Source organism: Rugamonas rubra, from assembly GCF_900114705.1.
Taxonomy (GTDB): Bacteria; Pseudomonadota; Gammaproteobacteria; order Burkholderiales; family Burkholderiaceae_D; genus Rugamonas; species Rugamonas rubra.
In genome coordinates, this window is record NZ_FOTW01000082.1 from 1 (window position 1) to 1,023 (window position 1,023).

Below are 1,023 nucleotides of genomic sequence, written 5' to 3' on the forward strand. Positions count from 1 at the left end.
AGAGTGGTACGGGACAGCGCCGAGCAGCTGATGAAGTGGAAATGGGCACAGCTTAAATTAACTGGCAGAGTGTCTTGACTGACGGGTCCACTTTAACCGAACGACACAAGGTTGCCGTGATGCTGCCATAAATTTATCGGGGTTTCGCTGAGCGCGTTGTCTAGGCTAAACATATTCTCGTTTATTGCCACAATACAGTCTCTCGGAAAATCACTCATGAGGACAGGCGAATGAGTGGTCAACACTATTTGTACATCTTCGAAAAACGTGTTCTTTATTTTCTCGACGAAACGATTGAGGTAGTCAACATATTTTTGCTGCCAGGAAATGTGTAGGAAAATATCGCCTTCATCGATTAGGAGTAGTAAATGCCGATGGGCGGCATTGGAGCTCTTTTTCCTCTTAATAGCCTCTTCGATCTTCGTGAACTGGCTAAGTAGTGCATACGCACCTGAACTTAATCCCGGGACGGAAATGTTTGAATACTTTCGATAGTTAAGAGAATTCAGCTCCAGCACACGCTCTTCCCGTAATTTGTATGTCGTACTTCTTAATTTTGGGTCACGCAGAACCTTGCCAATTCGGGTTAGCTCAGTACAGGCAAGCTGATATGCAGTTCTGGCCGTATCCATTTTCCTGCTCTTCTTTGCGAAACTTAAGCCAATTTCTTCTAAAAGTGACTGGATAAACTCTCGCGGCTTATTATGCGTGGAAATGGTATAAGCAGCTGCTTGAATTTTTATTAGATGGTCAGTTCCCAAACGCGTCTTTAAGAAAGCGGAAATTGCTTTGCTCAGTTTCGTGCGCGCGTTCTCTTCGGCTTGATGTGGCCCGGACTCTATATAATCGACGATGCCAAGTTCGCGGCGGCGCAAATCGGCAGCAGCACTTATTTCGGTCAGTTGTCGGATTGCTTTTTGCAGGGGATAAGGCATAGGTTTATACACATCTCCAGTCCGCCAAGAATGCCCGACAGACAACACCGGTGCCGGGAAAAACCGTTAACATTCAAGCACTTGCGAA

1 protein-coding gene is annotated in these 1,023 nt (G+C 45.9%); it reads right to left on the reverse strand.

Translation table 11 applies throughout. The features are described 5' to 3' along the window. Positions 1 to 92: 92 nt before the first annotated feature. A complete protein-coding gene (locus tag BM252_RS30785) occupies positions 93 to 935 on the reverse strand; it encodes an AAA family ATPase (RefSeq protein ID WP_139236841.1) in 843 nt (280 codons plus the stop codon). Positions 936 to 1,023: the final 88 nt, after the last annotated feature.